General features: G+C 56.1%; 13 protein-coding genes. 10 read left to right on the top strand and 3 right to left on the bottom strand.

Features of this window, described 5'->3' with window-relative positions:
• Window positions 1–2: 2 nt before the first annotated feature.
• Complete coding sequence (locus STH12_RS20720; RefSeq protein ID WP_218567767.1) at window positions 3–1295, bottom strand: LuxR C-terminal-related transcriptional regulator; 1293 nt, start codon at window positions 1293–1295, stop codon at window positions 3–5.
• A 559-nt stretch (window positions 1296–1854) separates the two neighbouring features.
• Window positions 1855–3702 (bottom strand): hypothetical protein, encoded by a 1848-nt coding sequence (locus STH12_RS20725; protein WP_126169298.1) that lies wholly within the window; start codon window positions 3700–3702, stop codon window positions 1855–1857.
• A 557-nt stretch (window positions 3703–4259) separates the two neighbouring features.
• On the opposite strand from STH12_RS20725, the gene STH12_RS20730 reads away from it, so the two are divergent.
• Together STH12_RS20730 and STH12_RS20735 are read left to right on the top strand one after the other, a co-directional pair.
• Window positions 4260–6161 (top strand): DUF1800 domain-containing protein, encoded by a 1902-nt coding sequence (locus tag STH12_RS20730; protein ID WP_126169299.1) that lies wholly within the window; start codon window positions 4260–4262, stop codon window positions 6159–6161.
• 9 nt (window positions 6162–6170) lie between these two features.
• A complete protein-coding gene (locus STH12_RS20735; protein WP_126169300.1) occupies window positions 6171–7511 on the top strand; it encodes a DUF1501 domain-containing protein in 1341 nt (446 codons plus the stop codon).
• Window positions 7512–7556: 45 nt separating this feature from the next.
• Here STH12_RS20735 and priA read toward each other — a convergent pair whose 3' ends face one another.
• Window positions 7557–9749 (bottom strand): primosomal protein N', encoded by a 2193-nt coding sequence (gene priA, locus STH12_RS20740; protein WP_126169606.1) that lies wholly within the window; start codon window positions 9747–9749, stop codon window positions 7557–7559.
• Window positions 9750–9833: 84 nt separating this feature from the next.
• Here priA and STH12_RS20745 point away from each other — a divergent pair, with 84 nt between their 5' ends.
• From STH12_RS20745 to STH12_RS20780, 8 genes are all read left to right on the top strand, one after another.
• Window positions 9834–10571 carry a FimV/HubP family polar landmark protein gene (locus STH12_RS20745; protein WP_126169301.1) on the top strand — a complete coding sequence of 246 codons (738 nt, stop codon included), beginning with the start codon at window positions 9834–9836 and terminating at the stop codon, window positions 10569–10571.
• A gap of 147 nt (window positions 10572–10718) precedes the next feature.
• Entirely contained in the window at window positions 10719–10931 is a 213-nt protein-coding gene (gene rpmE, locus STH12_RS20750) for a 50S ribosomal protein L31 (protein ID WP_011758567.1), read from the top strand.
• A 513-nt stretch (window positions 10932–11444) separates the two neighbouring features.
• Window positions 11445–12692 carry a malic enzyme-like NAD(P)-binding protein gene (locus STH12_RS20755; protein ID WP_126169302.1) on the top strand — a complete coding sequence of 416 codons (1248 nt, stop codon included), beginning with the start codon at window positions 11445–11447 and terminating at the stop codon, window positions 12690–12692.
• 415 nt (window positions 12693–13107) lie between these two features.
• A complete protein-coding gene (gene csrD / locus STH12_RS20760) occupies window positions 13108–15015 on the top strand; it encodes an RNase E specificity factor CsrD (protein ID WP_126169303.1) in 1908 nt (635 codons plus the stop codon).
• A 185-nt stretch (window positions 15016–15200) separates the two neighbouring features.
• Entirely contained in the window at window positions 15201–16061 is an 861-nt protein-coding gene (locus STH12_RS20765) for an MSHA biogenesis protein MshI (protein ID WP_237158680.1), read from the top strand.
• Window positions 16058–16660: a PilN domain-containing protein gene (locus tag STH12_RS20770; RefSeq protein ID WP_126169305.1), complete on the top strand. Its 603-nt coding sequence runs from the start codon at window positions 16058–16060 to the stop codon at window positions 16658–16660. The genes STH12_RS20765 and STH12_RS20770 overlap by 4 nt, the downstream gene beginning before the upstream one ends.
• A complete protein-coding gene (locus STH12_RS20775; RefSeq protein ID WP_126169306.1) occupies window positions 16657–17307 on the top strand; it encodes an MSHA biogenesis protein MshJ in 651 nt (216 codons plus the stop codon). The genes STH12_RS20770 and STH12_RS20775 overlap by 4 nt, the downstream gene beginning before the upstream one ends.
• On the top strand, window positions 17291–17590 hold the full coding sequence (locus STH12_RS20780; protein ID WP_126169307.1) for an MSHA biogenesis protein MshK: 300 nt from the start codon (window positions 17291–17293) through the stop codon (window positions 17588–17590). The genes STH12_RS20775 and STH12_RS20780 overlap by 17 nt, the downstream gene beginning before the upstream one ends.

Here is a 17590-nt window from a genome sequence, read left to right on the forward strand (position 1 = left end):
ACTCAGGCCTGTTCGGGCAGGGGTACTCCTGCCCGCAGCAGGCTTTGGCGAAACTGCTGAAAGCTTGCCGGCGGCAGCACCCGTTGCAGCAGTGCCATCAGCCTTGGCAGCATCGCCGGGTCGCTGAGCTGCTGGGCCAATTGCTCCCTGGCAAGCGTTAGCCCGGCGGCGTCCTCTTGCTGCTCGGCAATGCTGACCAGCATCATACACAGGCCTGCCTGCACGCTGTGACGATAGGGAATGGCCTGTAAAATATGGCTTTTTGCCTCGTCCAGCTGCCCTGCCAGAAAGTGGGTTACCGCCCGGCCAACCAATAATCGCCCGGTGCTTTGCCCCTGGGGATAAAGCAGTTCGTACTGCTCATACGCTGCCAGCGCCTGGGGATACAGACCACAAAGCGCCAGCACCTGCGCCCTGAAAAACAAGCCTGATTCCAACATGGGGTTGGCGTTAATGGCCTGCTCCGTGTGTGCCAGCGCCACCGGCAATTGCCCCATCAGCAGCGCTGCGGCAGCAAAAGCCAGTTGCGCATATGCCGATTGCGGTGCCAGATGCAGTGCCTGCTGGGCATGGTTTATCAGGTTTGCCGCAGGCGGCAGCTGGCTGACGGCGCCCTCCTGCCAGGCGGCATAAGCCACCAGAACATAAAAGCTTTTTGGCAGTGACCAATCGGGGAAGGCGCTCAGCATGGGCGAAAGAGTATCCAGCGCGTCCTGCAATGTGCCTGCCTCGCGGCTTCGCAGCCGATATTCGATTTGCAGCAGAGTTTGAATAGCATCCTCATGGGACGCTGTGGGCTGGCGCACCTGGATCCCCAGCAGTTTATCGAACAGTTGCGCGGCGAGGCGCTGTCTGGACTGACTGCTGTCGACCTCGGCGCGGGCAAAGCTGTGGATGAGGCTGCTCATGCCGTGCTGAATTTGCATCAGTCGCCCACTCTCGCCCGGACAATCCAGATAAAAGCCGGACGTTGGCGGCTGCGCCGAGGGGCACAGGCTTAAAAACTCGAAACACATCAGACAGGAGAGCAGTTCGGGCGGGCAGTTATCGGCAACAAACACCGGCAAGGGCTGGATGTGCGCCTGCTGCTGATGGCGGAAATCTTCGAACCATACCGACGCCTCGGTGCGATTGCTCACCCCCAGGGTTTGCAACAGGTTTGAGATATGGGTTTTAACCGTGTTCTGGGATAACCCCAGTAGCCTGGCTATATCCGGATTGGAGAGGCCTTTGCTCATCAATTCCAGAATTTCCAATTGCCTGGCGGTTAACTGGGGATCGGATTCCCTGCTCATGGCTGATGTTCCCCTGACGGACCTTATCCAGTGATACCAGTTTGCACCCGGCAGGTAAAGGAAGGTGCAAATGCGTTCCATGTTTGCTCAGCCAGAGCTGGCGATGACTCATTAGGGCCAAAAATGGCCTGCGCCTTGGTGGTTTGACCGGTTTTTCCAGATTAAGGAGCCGCTTAATTGCTTGATGAACATTAATTCATGCGCGGCCAAGGGGGAGTTCATGGTCGGTGTTGCATAGTGAAGTCCATGGTTCGTTAGACATGGATGTTTATTGTGCTGGATGTGTTGATTCACATATTGATCTTGCTAGCGCTGATCTACCCAGCTGGCCTCCTCGAGTCGGTAAAGCGAGATAAGAGCCTGCTTTATTTTGTACTCGGAGGCCTCACTTTTTTAACCTGTTTCTCACTCCTGTTTGCTTACCTGGCGAACATTTATCATTGACATCCCACCTTGCGCGGCTTTTTAGCCGCGATTTTTTTATTGGCCGATTAAGAAAAATGCAGCCCAATGGCTGCATTTTTCGTGGTGTTGCGGTTTTTGTGGCGTTGCTGTGAGCTTAGTTGACGGACTCGGCCAGCATTTGGCTTTGCCACAGCGAGTCTTCATCTTCTGACGAGGTCAGCGAGATGAGCACCGCATTGGCTTTACCTTCGATGGGAGCCAGCACCATCTCGAACTGGGTTTCGCTGGTGTCTGTGTAGCTCATCTCGATGGAGCCGGCCATGTTGATGTGCCAGCTCATGGCCAGACTGGGCTCGTCACCTTCCCAGACTGTGCCCACGCCATCGGCACCGAAGTACAGGTGGAAGGTGCCAGTTTCCCCTTCGAACAGTTTGAAATCCATACTGAATTGCTGCTGCAATACATCGGCATCACTAAAGCCTTCGCTACTGCGAACCAGGCTGACCTGCCCGAGTGGCTTGTCGCTGCCGTAGTCCTGCAACATGGCGCTGAAACGCTCGAGTTTTGGCAGGCTGAAGCGGCCATCTTCGGCGTCAGTAAACCAGATCTCGCCAAAGGGTTTCAGGGTAAGGCTGTCGCCGCCGGTGCTGCTGTCGGCATCAAAAAGACCTCCAGGACCGTCCGAGTCCACGGTCACGCTGGTGACACTGAAACCCGCGTCAGTCCACTGGTATTTGCCAAACTCACCGGACAGCGCCTGAGGCGTGGATTCGCCGTAGCTCTCCAGGTTGTTGGTGTGCACCAGCGCGTAGTCTGTGGCTGACAAAAACACCACCACAGTGAGGTTTTCATCCGCTTCTTCCCATACTTTCCAGGAGCCTGAAATCGGGCTGCTGCCGTCATCGATACGGCTAAAGGCAACTTCGCCTTCGCTGAAGCTGAGGGTCAGGGTTTCGCCGAGGGTCATGGATTGGATTTCGTGGCTGCCGCCATCGAAAAAGCCGCCGCTGTTGTCTGACTCGTCAATCAGGGTCAGGCTGATGTCCCCGGTTTCAGGGTTCCACTCGTAACTGCCAAGCTCGGCGCTGCCTGCCTGCTGATCGCCATCGTCAGTGTGCTCGTGCAGGATCAGGTAATGGCTGTCATCGATAAAGGTAAGTATGTTGCGCTTGCCTTCGCCTTCCTTATACAGCCAGCTGCCAAGCAGTTGTTGCCGCAGCGAGGTTTCAACGTGGGCCTTGGCGTCGGCATCGCTCACCAGGGTGCGGTTATCCAGAGTGGTGAGCACCGGGGCAACGGCATCGGCAAAGCCTGTGCTGCCGATATCGAGCGCCGTGCCGGTAAAGGCATCGGTGCTGGCCTGGGTCAGGGTAATGCCGTTGCTGGGGTCATTGTCCTCATCCAGTGTTTGCAGGATGCGGGCTATGTTCGACACTGTGGTGGCGTCACCTTCGGCAAAGTCGTTGGGGGTAAGCAGCCCGGTGGCGGTAACCGAAGGAAAGGTCAGATCGCCAATAAAGAACACCACGGTTTCGCCCGGCAAATACTTGTAATGACCCATGGCATCGGTGACGCCGCTTTGGGTTTCGGTGCGGTAGCCAATGCCGGCCACGGGGCTGTCGAGAAAGAGTCCCGCCTGCACGCTGGCGCAGCTGATCTGGGCCGCGTTGGCATTGCTGCTGCTCAGGGTGCCGCTGGCGCCTGTGATAGTGCACACCTGGCCATCGGGCTGGCTGCTGATGCTGATGCTGAAACTGCTGCCCTCGGTCACGCTGGTGGAAAATTGAAAACTGCTCCCGGTAAAGTTTTGGGTTTGGGTGGAGCCTGCAGTCAGGGTCAGGCCTATAGTGCTGCCAAGGCCACTGATGCTGCCGCCGATGGCTAATTGGGCCGGGGTTGTGGGTTCCGGGGTGGTGTCTTCATCGCTGCTGCCACCGCAGGCAGTCAGACACAGTGCCAGTGGCAACAAGAGTCCGCGGTAACTAAAGAGGGAGTTTTCCATGATTGAGTCCTTAATGTATGAGCTTCCGTGTTGTCCCGGCAGGGGACTGGGTATTGCACCCAACCAAAAGCATAAGAAGGACCAACAAAAGTTGGATGTGATTCTTTTTGAAAAGTTTTGAATGCTTTTAAAACAAATGTTTATGACAAGCTAAAAGGGTCTGTCTCGGTGGCAGATTTGACCGTTTTTCGTGGTTTTTCTGATGGTGTTCAAAACGCTTTTGTCATCATGTGTACAAATACCGGTCGCCAATACCGACAGTTGGCTTGCTAATCGTCAACGGCTGATCTCGTCATCTGGGCTAAAAATCGGTTTCAGCAGTCACTGGCCTACCAGCAGGATATTTTGTATTTGTCCTGCCAAAGGGCGAGCGATGAATATCTGGCATTAAAGATGATAAATACAGCGGAATTTTGCGCTGTTTTCACTCCTGTTTCTCCCAGGCTCTGCTAGGCTTTTTCTTGGTAAGACATGGAGTTATACCTGTCATCGGCTTGTTTGATAAGTTAAACTCCGTGTTGCATAAAAAATACAAAAGCAAAAAACGGAGTAACAAAATGAGAACTATCAGTCTGAGCATCCTTACCCTGATGCTTGCAGGCTGCGGTGGCGGCGCCGAAGGCGAAGGGGCAGCGCCCCCGGCCTCTGGCAATCAGCCACCCAGCGTCAATATTGTCGGTGTCGATACTGTGCGTCAGGGGCAAAGTCTGACCCTGACTGCCAGTGCCAGCGACCCCGATGGCAGTATCGCCAGCTACCAATGGCAACAACTGGACGGCCCCGCAGTATCACTTGGCAGCGGCGCCTCTGTGGTGCTGCAACTGCCCGGCGGTCACCAGCAGCATCAGCAGTACCGGTTCAAGGTAACTGTCACCGATGACAAAGGGGCCAGTGCCCAGGCCGAATATAGCGTCGACGCCCTGCGGGCAATGACGGAGGTAGAGGCCAGTCGACTGTTGCATCAGGCCACCATGGGGCCCACCTATGCTGAGCTAAAGGCCGCTGTTGGTATCGGTGAAGCCGAGTGGATAGCGCAGCAAATGACGCTGCCGCAAAGCTCGCTGCTGGCCAATATCCGCCTTTATGGCAACGAAACCGAGCTGAACTACAACACCAATCATTGGGTGGATACCTGGTGGCGCACCTCCATGGAGGCCGAAGACCAGCTGCGTCAGCGCATGGCTTTTGCCCTCAGTGAAATCTTTGTGGTGTCAACCAAGGGCGCGGGGCTGACCCGTGAGCCAAGGGGCATGGCCAACTACTACGATATGCTCGCAAGCCACGCCTTTGGCAACTTCCGTGAGCTACTGGAGGATGTGACCCTCTCGCCGGTGATGGGGGTGTATTTGAGCCACCTCGGTAACGAGAAGGCCGATGAGGCGCGCAATATCCGCCCCGATGAAAACTACGCCCGCGAGGTGATGCAGCTCTTCACCGTGGGGCTTGAAATGCTGAGCCCCGATGGCACGCCCATCCAGGGCAGCGATGGCCGCGCCATTCCCACCTACGGTCAGGATGAAATCGAGGGCTTTGCCCGGGTCTTTACCGGTTGGAATTATGCCGGTACCAGCCGCTGGGTGAATCCGCAGAAAAACTACTTAAGTCCGATGACGGCCTGGGCCGACTATCATTCGCCCGAGCAAAAAGTGCTGCTGGGCGGCACTGTGCTGCCCGCAGGCCAAACTGCCGAGCAGGATCTGAGTGATGCGCTCGATAACCTGTTTAATCATCCCAACGTCGGGCCCTTTATCGGCAAGCAGCTGATTCAGCGATTGGTGCGCTCCAATCCGTCACCGGCTTATGTGGCGCGGGTGAGTGCGATTTTTGATGATAATGGCGCCGGTGTGCGCGGCGATTTGGGTGCTGTGGTCACGGCCATTTTGCTCGACGACGAAGCCCGCATCGTCAGTCCGGACGATAGCCGCGCAGGAAAAGTCAGGGAGCCTGTGCTTCGCACCATGCAGCTGTGGCGCGAATTCAAGGCAGGCAGTGTTTCCGGCCGGATGTTGACGCTGGATATGGAAGAATCCCACGGTCAGGCGCCACTGGGCTCGCCGTCGGTATTTAACTTCTTCCGTCCCGATTTTGCCCCGGCGGCGTTGCAGGCCGATGGCCTGGTGGCCCCCGAGCTGCAGATTGCCAACGATGCCTCCCTGATTGGACACATGAATTTCAGCCATTTGGCCACCTATTCACGGATTGCCGAGAAAATCAGTTCGCCGGGTGAGCACTGGATCCTCATTCATCTGAGTGAGCATGTGGATTTGCTGAATAATCAGGGCATTGATGCTTTGCTTGACCGTTGGAACCTGCTGTTTTGCGCGGGCACCATGACAGACACAGAGCGGCGCATCCTGACCGATGTGTACAACCTGTATCTGCCCACCGGGGCGCTGACCACCATGGGGCAAATGCTGTTTGCCCTGAGTCAGGCTCCCTCTTTTGCCACTGCGCCCTGAGGAGTTTCCATGAGTCAGTTTAATCGACGCGAATTTCTGTCGCTCTGCCTCAAGGGCGGAGTCAGTCTGGCTGCCTTGTCGCAGCTGCAACTGGGCGCCATGAGTGCCTTTGCCGCCGAAGGCGCCAGTGACTTCAAGGCGCTGGTGTGTATCTTCCTCTATGGCGGCAACGATTCTTTTAACATGCTGGTGCCGCTGGAAGGCGAGTCCTTAAGCGCCTATCAGGCCACCCGTCAGACGCTGGCGGTGACCGGGGCCTTGCCTTTAAGCCCCTTGTCACCGGTTGCCGATGGCATTGGGCTTAACCCGGCAATGGCAAACTGTAAGCCATTGTTTGATGAGGGAAGACTGGCGTTTGTGTCTTCCCTTGGCAGCCTGGTTGCGCCTTTAAGCCTGACCGAATACAAGCAAAAGTCGGCGGCCATTCCGGCACACCTCTTTTCCCACAACGATCAGCAGGCCACCTGGATGCGCGGTCGCGAGCACGACAGTCTCAGCCACGGCTGGGGCGGACGCATGCTGGAGCTGCTAAGCGCCAACAATCACTTTGCCGCCAATGTGTCCCTCGACGGGGTGAATCAGTGGCAGCGTGGTCAGGCATCCAGCCCGTTCAGCCTGTCCAAATCCGGCGTGACCAACATTCGCGCCTTCCAAAGCGGCGGCAACCGTACGCCAAGCTTCAGGACGCTTATCAACGAGCTGGCCCAGAGTGGCAGTGGCAGCTTCGGCGGTGCTTACAGTCAGGGCCTTGGCAGTGCCATCAGCAATACCGAGGCCATGAACGCAGCCATGTCACAGGCGCCTGCCTTTGACGGGGTGTTCAGCGACAACAGCCTGTCGGCGCAGCTCAAGGCAGTGGCGCAGTCGCTGGCGATGGCACCGGGTTTCTCCCTGGGACGGCAGGTGTATTTTGTCTCCATGGGTGGTTTTGATACCCATGACGATCAGGCCGTGACGCATCCGGCGCTATTGCAGACGCTGGCCACCGCCATGGCGGAGTTCGACACGGCTCTGGGCCAGGTCGGGCTTCGCGATTCAGTGACCAGCTTTACCATGTCGGACTTCGGCCGCACCCTGACTTCCAATGGCGATGGCACTGACCACGGCTGGGCCGGGGTACAAATGCTGATGGGCGGCGCGGTCAATGGCGGCGATATTCATGGCAAGGTGGAGCTGCAATCCCGTGGTGTTGCCAATGACGTGGGTGGCGGCAGGCTTATTCCGGCCTTTGCCAACGAGCAGTATTTTGCCGAGCTGGCAGGCTGGTTTGGTTTGTCGGCATCGCAGCAGCAGGAGCTGTTCCCAAGCCTGGCCAACTTCGATGCAGGTCAGCTGGTGCTGTTTCGCTGATAAGAAAAAGAGCGGATAAAAAACGCGGCCTTGGCCGCGTTTTTTTTACAGTAAGTCCTGGGGGTCGCGGTCGAGGCTCCAGCGGCAGCGCTTGGCTTCGGGCAGCAGGTCGATAGCGGGCAAAATGGCTTCCAGCGCCTGTTGCAAGCCCTGGCGCTGCTCGGCCTGAAACATCAGCTGGCGTCTGTGCTTTCCGGCTTTTCTGTCCATGGGCGCGGGCAGGGGACCTATGACCTCAAAGCCTTTGTCCCTTGGCAACATGGCGGCAATAGCGGCCAAAAAGGCCTCGGCATCTTCGGCTCTGTGGGCTTCGGCGCGGGCCAGCACCATATGCCAGGCGGGTGGCAGTGCCGCCTGTTTGCGTTCACTCAGCTGATTGCGGGCAAATTCACCGTAGCCCTTGTGCATCAGCTCTCTGAGAATGAGGTTGTCGCTCTGATGGGTTTGCAGCAATACAGTGCCGGGTTTGGCGGCGCGGCCGGCGCGGCCTGCCACCTGGGTATACAGCTGCCCAAATCGCTCGGGCGCCCTGAAATCAGCGCTGAAAAGCGCACCGTCCACATCCAGCAGCCCCACCAGGGTGACATCCGGGAAGTGATGGCCCTTGGCCAGCATCTGGGTGCCTACCAGAATCTTATAATCGCCGCGGTGAATGGCCTTTAAGTGATTCTCCAGCGAGCCCTTGAGGCGGGTGGTGTCGCGGTCGATGCGCACTACCGGGTATTTGGGAAACTCTTCTTTTAATACTTGCTCGAGCTGCTCTGTACCTATGCCCTGGCCCATCAGCATGGTGGAGCCGCAGTTGTGGCACTGTCGCGGAATGGCATATTGGTTGCCGCAGTGGTGGCAGCGAATTTCGCCAAGCTTTTGATGCACGGTAAAAAAGGCGTCGCAGCGATCGCACTCATGCAGATGGCCACATTCGTGGCATAGCAGAGCCGGGGCAAAGCCGCGGCGATTCAAAAACAGCAGTACCTGATTGCCCGCATCCAGATGCAGCCGCATTTCATTGAGCAGCGCCGCCGACATGCCAGCCTTCAGCGGTTGGTTGCGGATATCGATAATGCCTTGCCGTACCTTCTTGGCGTTGCCGGCACGCTCGCCCAGATGCAAATGGCGATAGCGGCCAGACAGGGCATTTTGCAGTGACTCCAGCGATGGAGTGGCCGAGCCAAGCAGTACCGGAATGTTCTCCAGATGGCCGCGCATCACCGCCAGATCCCGGGCATGGTAGCCAACGCCTTCCTGCTGTTTAAAGGAACTGTCGTGCTCTTCGTCGAGAATTATCACCCCGGGGAAGGCCATGGGGGTGAAGAGTGCCGAGCGGGTACCTATGATGATGGCCGCTTCACCGCTGCGTCCGGCGCGCCAGGCATCGAGCCGCTGATTGTCGGTGAGGTTGGAGTGGATAACGGCCACTTCGACCTTGAAGCGGCGCCGGAAGCGGTCGATGGTTTGTGGGGTGAGGCCAATTTCGGGTACCAGGATCAGCGCCTGTTTGCCTTCGCCCAGCACCTTTTCAAGCACGGCAAGATATACCTCTGTCTTGCCTGAGCCGGTTATCCCTTCCAGCAAGGTAGTGCTGTAGCTGCTGCTGCCGTTAATAGCTGCTACCGCAACGGCTTGTTCTTTATTGAGTTTGTGCGGTGCCTCACCAAGTTCGAGTTGCTCGCGCCAGCCAAGGTTTACCTCAACTGTCACCTCGTCGCGCTTCAGCCAGCCCTTGTCGTCCAAGCCTTTGAGGGCGGCTTTGCTGAGTTCCTGGGCATTGAATTCATCCATGCTCATGGGGGCGGCAAGCAGCATCTCGGCCAGTTTCTGCTGAGCGGGCGCCCTTTTCAGCGCCGTTAACCCGGCTTCCTGAGCCTTGTCGGTGAGACTTAACATGATCCGGCTTTTGGGGGAGGCGTCGGCACCTTTTCTCAGGGCAACCGGCAGAGCCTGGGTCAACATTTGGCCCTGGCTACAGAAATAATACCTTGCGGCCCACAGCGTCAGTTTATAGAGTGGTTCGGGAAGGGCGGGCTCGGTATCAATAAGCTCAATAATATCTTTGAGTTGGTTCTCGGCCAGGGTGCAGCTGTCGGTTACCGCGGTCACCAGCCCTATCAGTTGTTGCCTGCCAAAGGGCACCCGTACCCGTACACCGGGGCGAGGTGGTGGCAGGTCCGGCAAAAGCCGGTAGCTGTAGCTCCTGCGCATGGGAACGGGCAGGGCAACTTCAACAAACTGTGGCATAATCAGGTACATCTGGCTTGAGTTGTCCCTAGTGTAACGGCAGCGTCGAGACTCAGCCAGCCGTAATACAGAGCAGGAATAATAATGACAAGAACCCTTATCCTTGCCTTGCTGCTGCTTGGCGGTCTGTCGCCGTCGGCCGAGGCGCGCTTATCCCATGTCAGCATTAATAAAAGCCAGTTTACCCTGGGCGAATATCCCCGTTTGAGAGTGAACATCGTCTCTGAGCGCAGTGACATCTCTAGGCTGGAGTTTGTGGTGCGTCAGGGCAATGGCGAAGAGAAGCTTATGGTTGAGCCGCTGAACAACTTTATGTTGCTGCTGACCGGCGTCGACAATGTAACCGACCCTGGCGCCGAGCTGGTGGTGCGTGAATATGTGGTCAATCAATGGCGTGAATACAAGGTGATCCCGCTGTTTGGTGGCGCGCCGCGGCTGGCAAAGAGTACCCCGAAAGCGCCGGTTAAGGCCTCGGCTGTGCTTGGCAGCAGTGCCGTACCTGCGGCCAAATTTGCCGCGCCGGCAGAGGAAGTGACCGCCCCGGTGCTACAGGTTGCCAGTGGCGATGGCAGCTGTCTGGTGGACTACCAAAGCGGTGAGACTCTGTGGCGCATTGCCAGCCGTTATGCGCCTCGATGGAACACCAATGTGTACGGCACCATGCTGGCGCTGTTTGATGCCAATCCCAAAGCATTTCATCGTGGAAAAATCAGTGGTTTGAAGCAGGGCGCCAAGCTCGAATGTCCTTCTCCGGCGCTGCTTTCACGCTATCCGGATACCAAAGAGGCCAAGCAGGCATTTGAGGCGCGGGAACAGGAGTAAGCCCCGCCGCAGGCGCCTATAATCTGCTTGTCAGAGTTGGCGATATCCTGTACCATTCTGCGCCCTAACATACTTGTTATTAACTGCATGTGGTGTCCGACTTCGGGTTGGAAGAGCGACATGGCCTTTACTTTGAGGTAATCCCCGATGAAACCAGGTATCCATCCTGAATACGCCCAGATCACTGCCACCTGTACTTGTGGTAACGTTATCAAAATCAACTCTACTGTAGGTAAAGACCTGCACCTGGACGTGTGTGGTGCTTGTCACCCATTCTACACCGGCACCCAGAAAGTAGTTGATACCGGCGGTCGTATCGACAAGTTCAACAAGCGTTTCGGTATGCTTGGCAAGAAGTAATTGCAACAGCAATGAATTCCTAAAAGAGGGCACCCTGCGGGGTGCCCTCTTTGCTTTTGGGGATTTTCCAGTCTCAACTGCCTTCAGCCATGGCCGCCGGTTCAGGCAAATGTATCTTTTTTCATGAGGTCAGAGCAGTTGCAGGTCTAAGGCCTGTTTTGGCTTCTTTTGCAGGCGTCCCGGCAATATTTGCCGCAATTGGAATTAAATTTGGTAATTTTGCTACAACGGCTGCGCTAAAACCGAACTGCGGTGCCGTTTTATTGAGTTAATTAGGTATTAAAACAACAAAGTTAACTACAGGTTTTGGGAATGTTTTATTGAGTTAACTTGCAAAAATGACCCTTTGGCATCGCTGGCGTTGGCAAGGCGGTGAAATTTGTTGAAGTTCGGTTTCAAAGGTCAGGTAATTCGCGTAATCTTAACGACTTCAGCGAGGGGCTGTTGGCCCGAATACACCTCAGGCTCTCGCACAGAAACTTCAAACTACAAAACGTCGTTCAGGATTAGAAAATGGCAGACCTTCGTCAACAAGCACTCGATTATCACGAATTTCCTGTACCTGGAAAAATGGCCGTGTGTCTCACCAAACCGGCCCAGACCAGTATGGACCTGGCGCTGGCGTACAGCCCGGGTGTGGCTGAGCCTGTGCGTGAAATTGCTTCCAATCCTGCCGATGCCTATCGTTTTACTGCCAAGGGCAACACGGTTGCGGTTATTTCCAACGGTACTGCGATTCTGGGTCTGGGCAACCTGGGGCCTTTGGCCTCCAAGCCGGTGATGGAAGGTAAGGCGCTGCTGTTCAAGCACTTCGCCAATATCGATGCCACCGACATCCAGGTAAAACACCGCACCACCGAAGAGTTTATCAACACGGTTGAAGCCATTGCCGATACCTTTGGCGGTATTAACCTTGAAGACATCAAGGCGCCAGAGTGTTTCGAAATCGAGCGTGAGCTGATTGAGCGCTGCGCCATTCCCGTGTTCCACGACGATCAGCACGGCACCGCCATCGTGACCGCAGCCGGCATGATCAACGCGCTGGAAATTCAGGGCAAGTCCATCGAGAAGGCCGTATTTGTGTGTATGGGCGCCGGCGCTGCCGCTATTGCCTGTATGACCATGCTGGTGAAGTGTGGTGCTCAGCGTGAAAATGTATACATGCTGGATCGCAAGGGCGTTATCCATACCCGTCGTGAAGATCTTAACGAATACAAAGCCTTGTTCGCCAACAACACCGACAAGCGTACCCTGCAGGATGTGATCAGGGGCGCCGACGTGTTCCTGGGTCTGTCTGGTCCTGACGTACTGAGCGCTGATGACGTGCTGCTGATGGCCGACAATCCGGTGATCTTTGCCTGCTCCAACCCGGATCCTGAAATCAAGCCGGAACTGGCCCACGAAATCCGTAAAGACATCATCATGGGCACCGGTCGCAGCGATTACCCCAACCAGGTAAACAATGTGCTGTGCTTCCCGTTCATCTTCCGTGGCGCTCTGGACGTTCGCGCTTCGCGCATCAACGATGAGATGAAAATTGCGGCCGTTCACGCTATCGCCGAGCTGGCGAAAGAGCCTGTGCCTGAGGCCGTGGTGGCAGCGTATCCCAACGTGACCAGCCTGAGCTTTGGCGCCGAATACGTGCTGCCCAAGCCAATGGATCCACGTTTGCTGCCACGGGTTGCCCGTGCCGTGGCCCAGGCCGCTATCGATTCAGGTGTGGCCGCAGTGGAGTCACTGCCAGAGAACTATCTTGCCTGATACATTTACATCGATGGCATGACGATAAAAGGCAACCCTTGTGGTTGCCTTTTGTTATTCAGTACCTGATAATTTTTAACAATTTGCCAAGGGAAGTTGCGAACAAGTCCTCGCACAGCTCTGGCTATGATAGCGACAACAGTTCAAGGCATTTAACTGAAGGCATGCCGAGGCCTGCTAAAGTTAAATAACGCCGAAATGGTGTTGCTATCAAAGCCCCGCAGGGCGTGGCTTACAGTGGTATCTGCTGCGTTACAGTTCTTGCGAAGGACTAGGGCCATTCGCTGCGAACTGTGCCTTGCATCTATCCACTGTAAGCTCACGCAGAGCAAGCACGGGACTTATTTGCAGCTTCCCAAGGGTCCTCAGTGATCCTGCCGGAAAATAATAACGACAACCAGGACGGCCTTTCTCCATGCAACTCACGCGCATGCTGACCAAAAAACTCATCAGCTTCTGGATGATGTCGCTGGCGGCAGTTGCCTTTGTCTTTTTGCTCAGCGCCCTGATGAGCTTCGTGCAGCTTACCTACCGTTTTCAGCAGCAAAAAGTGGGTGAGCTGGAAACCATGCTCATCAATCACTACCAAAATGAAAGCACCTGGGAGCTGGACTCCTGGCTGCCTCCTATGCTGCTCGCCTACAACGCCATCAGTTTTCGCCTGACAGAAAACGATGAGTTGGTCTTTGAATATCAAGGTAATATCGGCTTTGAGCAAAAGGTACTCTACGAGCGGGTGCTGAAAGACAACGAGGCGCTGAAGATGCGTCTCGAATTGCCCAGGCCCTTCTCCAGCCACGAGCTTGGCTGGCGCGAAATCATGATCCTGCTGGTGGGCATTGCCGCCGTTGGTGGCTTTGTCCGCTTTGGCTATTTATGGTTTTCGGCCGAGCTTGAAGGCATAGAAGCACTGGCGCAGCGCAGTAAGCTCATTCTCGATGGCAAGCTGGAACAGGCGGCCAAGACTCCGGGCAACGGCAAGCCCAGACTGATTAACCGCGCCCTGACGCGGCTGCTGGCCGAACTGGCGGACGCCCACAAGGAGCGCGCCAGATTCGACAAATTCATTCGCTCCAATACCTTCCTCGACCCCCAAACCCGCATAGGGAACCGGCTGTTTTTGCAAAACAGGCTCAATGCGCTCTCGGGGGATCACGGCATGATGGCCCCCGGGGTCTTGTATCTGCTGGAAATGGAAGATCTGGACATTCTGCAGCAAGAGCTTGGCGATGAGCCGGTGCATGAACTGCTGCACGGCACTATCAATGCCATCAATCTGGTGCTGCAAACCCAGGCCAACAGTATCTTTGCCCGTCGCTCCCATAATCAGCTGGCGATAGTGGTGCCGCAAATTTCCCTCGCCGAAGCCGATGCGCTGGCCGACAAACTGCTGAAAATCTGTCTGGCGCAGCCGCTGCCCAAGGTGGATGAGGCCGATAACTTTTTCCATCTTGGCGGCGCTTATTTTAAAGAAGGCGACGCGCCGGAGCAGTTGCTGGATGAGGCCGATATGGCGCTCAGAGCGGCGCAGCTACAGGGTACCAGTGGCTGGTTTATGTACGACAAAGGCGCTGTAGATCAGGAGTTTGCCAAGGGCTCGGTGCGCTGGCGCGCGTTTCTGGAAAACGCGCTTGTGCATCGCCAGTTTGTGGCCTTTGCCCAGCCGGTTTCCGAAGGTGATGGCACCCGTCATCATTATGAAATCTTTACCAGGGTAAAAGATCCCATGGGCAGTCTGGTGAGAGCGACCCTGTTTATTCCCATGGCGGTGAAATGCGGTTTGATGCCGCAAATCGAGCGTCAGGTGGTCGAGCGCACCCTGTTTGAACTGATGGCCGACCCCGCCGCGCAAAACCGCCACTTCAGCATTAACCTGAGTCTGGACTCCCTCACCAGTCGTGCGTTTGTGCGCTGGCTGCAAACCACCCTGCTGGAATATCGCCATCTGGCTTCACGGTTGGTGTTTGAAGTGACCGAAGATGTGGTGATTAAGCATAGGGAAAAGCTCGAGCCGCGGCTCAATATGCTGCGCAAAATGGGCGCCAGGATCTGTGTTGATCATGTGGGTCAGCAGGTAGTGAGCACCCAGTACATCAAGGAACTGGGGTTCAATTTCATCAAACTGCATCGCTCTGTGGTGCGTCAAATCGATTTAAGGCCAGAAAATCAGCTGTTTGTCCGCAGCTTGATAGGCAGTCTCTACCGCACCGAGGTACGGGTATTTGCCGAAGGGGTTGGGTCGTTCGAAGAGTGGCAAACCCTGCAAATTTTGGGTGTAAGTGCTGGTCAAGGCAGTTATTTTGGCGATCCACAGCAGACTTGAGCCGCAAAAGTTACCAAAGACCTTGTGAAACACTGACTTGCGGCCTATCTTATGCTGTGTATTCACTGCATAATAACTATTAAAAATAAATAATTAGTTTAATAACGCCGCGCCCTTTTCCTGATTGGCTTTTTTCACCGGTGGCGGCACACGGCAACCCGCATAATCAACTGGACATGAGTGCAATGGGCCGATTCTCTTTTTTCAAAAAACAATCTGCGCTGCGAGACGTGGGGCTATATCTTGCAGCCAACCAATGTTGGGTGATTGCCGCCGACGATCCCGATGCCCCGGCGCTGGAGATCCCGCTCGATGGCGACAACTGGCAAGGTTTATTGGCCGCCATTGTCAGCCATTTCGGTCCTGTCCGGCTGGCGGTTATACTGGGCGCGGGTCGTTACCAACTGCTGCTTACCGACAAGCCCAATGTGCCCGAATCCGATATGGCCGACGCCATCAAATGGTCCATCAAGGACATGGTTTCCGAGCCAGTGACGTCTTTGCAGGTCGATTACTTCGAACCGCCCCAATCCGGCAGCAACAAAATTACCGTCGTCAGTGTGACCAGAGGTGCGCTGGTGAATTTCGTTCGTGCTGTGGATGAGGCCAAGTGCGAAGTGGCAGGTATTGGTATCGAAGAGCTGGTCACAGCACGGCTGTTTACCGCCGAAACCCAGGCGCGGATGGTGGTCAGCCACGTGCCCGGTAACGAGCTGCTGCTCACTGTCATCAAGGGCGGCGAGCTCTGGATGCAGCGGCGGGTGCGGGGCTTCAGTGAACTCAATCAGATTGCCGAGCAGGATCTTGCCTTTGGCGCTGCCGACAATCTCAGCCTTGAGCTGCAACGTTCCATGGATTACTTCGAAAGCCAGCTGCGTCAGCCGCCGGTGGCCAGTATCGAGATGCTGACCGAAGGCGCCTGTGCGGCCCTTGCTCGCTTGGTTGGAGGTAACTTCAATCAGCCGGTGTCGGCCATTTCAACGCTGCCCGTGGGCCACACCTTCGCCCGGCTCGCCTGTGATGAATTTCTGGGGGCGCGCTCATGAGCAAAACCCATATTAACCTCTACGACGAAACTCTGCTGCCACCCAGGCAGCGGCTCAGTTTTGAGCGGCTGAAATTGGCGGTGTCGCTGCTGCTGGCTGTGATGGTCGTGGCCTTTGGCGCCCTGTATTGGCAACTGCAATCCGAGCGCAGCCACTTGGCACAGGCGCGGCAGACTGAGCAGCAACTTAATTCTGAAAAACAGCAGCTTGAGCAGCGAATTGCCAATCACAAGCCCGACGATGCCCTGGTGGCTGAAGTGACTGAGTTGCAGGATGCGCTCGAGCTTAAGCGTTTGTTGCTGGGCGAAATTGGCAAACAGCAGCGCTTTACCAGCGAGGGTTATGCGGCCCTGCTAACGGATCTGGCCCGCAGCGCCGATGGCAGTGTTTGGCTGGGACGGATTGTGGTGGATCAGGGCGACCTCAGGTTTGAAGGCTTTGCCAAAGACCCCAAAAGTGTCCCCCTGTGGGTTGAACGTTTGAAAGAAACCAGCACCTTGCAGGGCAAGCAGTTTGCCACCATGACTATGGCGCGTGAGCCGGACGAGCCCCTTGGCTTTGTGCTCACCAGCGGTGCGCTCAAGGAGGTGAAGCCATGAGCCGATTGGACGCCCTTGGCGAGCGCTATCAGGCGCTCACCTCCCGCGAGCGCGGCATTATCTTCTGGTCCAGCCTGCTTGGGCTGTTGTTGCTGCTGTCGATGCCGATTGAAAGCCTGTGGAAGGAGCATCAACAAACCCGCCAGCGGCTGGACGACGTAAACCGCAATAACCGGCTGGCCGGGCAGCAAATCAGTCTGTATCAGGAGCGGCTGGCACAGGATCCGAACCGGGATCATCTGCAGCGCAAAACCCTGCTGCTGACCGAACACGCCAAGCTGGATAAAGCGCTGGATGATGAAATGGTCGACATGGTGCCTGCCCGCCGTATGCCAGAGGTGCTGTCGAAAATGCTCAATGGCGCCAGCGGCCTTAAGCTCACCGCCTTTGAATCCATTGCCCCTGTGCCTTTGCTGGAAGTGGGCGAAACCAAAAAGCTGAATCTTTTCTCCCACGGCATTGCGCTGACCCTCGAAGGGGATTTTTTTGCGGTGCTTAAGTTTGTGCAGGCGGTGGAGAACATGGAGCACAAGCTTTATTGGAAGCGGCTTGATTATCGGGTGGGGGCTTATCCCAAGGCCGAAGTGCAGCTGGTGCTGCATACCTTAAGCATTAACGAGGACTTTATCCGTGTGGCGAATCATTAGTTTGCTGTGCCTGTTGCCAGGCCTTGCGCTGGGCGCCGAAGGGCTTAAAGATCCCACCATGCCTGGGAATTTCCGTGGGCAATCGACGGCCGCCGCCTCCGGTGGCAGTCAGCTGAAAAGCATTATCACCTCCGCCAGCGGCAACTACGCCGTGGTGGGTGACCGGGTGCTTTCCGTTGGAGACAGCATTGGCAGTGCGCGCATTGTGGCTATCGGCAGTGATTCCATCAAACTGTCGGATGGCAAAACACTCAAGCTGTTTCAGGCAATTACAGAGAGATAA

Origin of the sequence: Shewanella khirikhana (genome assembly GCF_003957745.1) — a bacterium.
Taxonomy (GTDB): domain Bacteria; phylum Pseudomonadota; class Gammaproteobacteria; order Enterobacterales; family Shewanellaceae; genus Shewanella; species Shewanella khirikhana.